This is a genomic window from uncultured Sulfuricurvum sp., from assembly GCF_937936435.1.
Lineage (GTDB): Bacteria > Campylobacterota > Campylobacteria > Campylobacterales > Sulfurimonadaceae > Sulfuricurvum.
Window position 1 is genome coordinate 1 of the sequence record NZ_CALDDG010000040.1, and the last position, 1104, is coordinate 1104.

The window sequence follows — 1104 nt, forward strand, 5'->3', positions numbered from 1 at the left end:
GTCAAAAATGTCCTTGAAGAGACGCAGATCGATCCGCATTTGCTTGAGATCGAATTGACCGAGTCGATGATCATCGACAGCCTGGAAGCTACGATAGCGAAGATGGATGAATTGCGCGCGTTGGGTATCCGTATGTCTATCGATGATTTCGGTACGGGATATTCATCACTCTCTTATCTCAAACGTCTGCCGTTCAGCACCCTCAAAATCGATCGCAGTTTTGTACGGGATATCTTGGTAGATCAGGATGATGCCGTCATGGTCGAGACGATGATTTCGATGGCTTCGATTTTCAATATGAATGTTATCGCCGAAGGGGTGGAAACGATAGAACAGTTTGAATTTCTGGAACGGCACCGCTGCCGTTATTTTCAAGGCTATTTATGCAGTAAACCGGTTCAAGTCAATGTCTTCGAAGAACTGCTCATGCATGATGTTCAGAGCTGTTCATCGCATTCATAATCCGAGAGATTTCTTCTACATCCAAATGTTTTGAAACGGAAACGACGTGGCCGTCAATTACCACGGACGGAGTGCTTTTAATCCCATATGAAAGCATTTCATGGATATCCGCCGTTTTCTCGAATTCAACTTCGTAGTTGGCCAACTTGATCGCCGTTTCGATATTCTTGGCGATTTCGCGGCATGAGTCGCAACCGGTGCCGAATAATATAATTTTCATTGTGAAGGGTCTCCTAATAGCGCATGGACTCGAACGATTGCTTTGTCGATATGATCGACAATATTTTCCTGACCTATTTTCTGATCGATGTGTGCCGCCGTGACGAATCGGCGCACTTGCGGATTGACGCCTGATAGGATCAAATGGGTTTGGGTATGTGAAAGGCGTTCGTGCAGAATCTCCAATGCGTGCAGTCCGGCCGCATCGATCAAAGGGACATAGCGCATTCGCAGAATAAAGATTTTGGGCGGTTTATCAAACAGCATCAGCGTGTCGACCAGTTTTTCCGCGACACCGAAAAAGAGAGGACCTTGAATCTCATACACTTCGACGCCGGAGGGGATCGTTTTATGGGCTATCGAATCGGGATCGTCCTCTTCGGTCTCTACCGCACGAATTTGGGTCGATTTCATCATCTGATC

General features: G+C 46.6%; 3 protein-coding genes. 1 reads left to right on the top strand and 2 read right to left on the bottom strand.

Annotated features, from left to right (window positions below; genetic code table 11):
* A partial coding sequence (locus Q0389_RS05205; protein WP_298692321.1) for an EAL domain-containing protein occupies nt 1–462 on the top strand: 462 nt, incomplete at its 5' end.
* Here Q0389_RS05205 and Q0389_RS05210 read toward each other — a convergent pair.
* Together Q0389_RS05210 and Q0389_RS05215 are read right to left on the bottom strand one after the other, a co-directional pair.
* Nucleotides 425–682: a thioredoxin family protein gene (locus Q0389_RS05210; protein ID WP_298692324.1), complete on the bottom strand. Its 258-nt coding sequence runs from the start codon at nt 680–682 to the stop codon at nt 425–427. The genes Q0389_RS05205 and Q0389_RS05210 overlap by 38 nt on opposite strands.
* Nucleotides 679–1104 (bottom strand): sodium-independent anion transporter (locus tag Q0389_RS05215; RefSeq protein WP_298692326.1); only part of this gene is annotated, 426 nt, incomplete at its 5' end. The genes Q0389_RS05210 and Q0389_RS05215, both read right to left, overlap by 4 nt.

What these genes read in the sequence shown, in the direction of transcription:
- Q0389_RS05210 (WP_298692324.1), bottom strand. Translation starts at nt 682, where the DNA reads ATGAAAATTATATTATTCGGCACCGGTTGCGACTCATGCCGCGAAATC.